Here is a 465-nt window from a genome sequence, read left to right on the forward strand (position 1 = left end):
TGGCTCAAATGAAAGATGAAGTCAAAGTGGTGTTTGGCGAAACTTGGAGTGGTTTTGAGTTTGCTAAAGTCAAAAAATACAAAAGAAAGACAGGATACAGAGTAGATTTGGTTAGAAGGACATGGAGAGGCCGTTATATAACTTTGGACTCAAAGCAATTTGAAACGCTTGAAAAAGTCGTAGATTTTCTTGGAAAAATAATCTCAAGGAATGAAGTAATACGACAACTTGAAGAGCAAGGCTGGATTGAAGTCAAAGAGCTTTCAGAGGAAGAAGAAAACGCTATTCTTGAAGAGGTGAGTGAACAATGAGTTTGTTAATAATACAAAAGCACAAGGACGTATTACACATCGTCAATTCAGAGAAAATAGACCATGTCACAGTAAGGAAAGAAGAAAAACGTTACTTTGCTGAGATTTATACTGAAGATTCAGTATTTCATGCAATATTGAAGAATGTTGCGCA

Annotated in this window: 1 protein-coding gene; it reads left to right on the forward strand. The window is 35.9% G+C overall.

All coding sequences use genetic code 11. The annotated features are described in order from the left end of the window. Window positions 1-311: response regulator transcription factor (locus tag E3E37_RS10990; protein ID WP_167717380.1), on the forward strand; the 311-nt coding region annotated here is incomplete at its 5' end. Between the last annotated feature and the right edge of the window lie 154 nt (window positions 312-465).

Source organism: Thermococcus sp. ES12 (assembly GCF_012027515.1).
Classification (GTDB): Archaea; Methanobacteriota_B; Thermococci; order Thermococcales; family Thermococcaceae; genus Thermococcus; species Thermococcus barossii.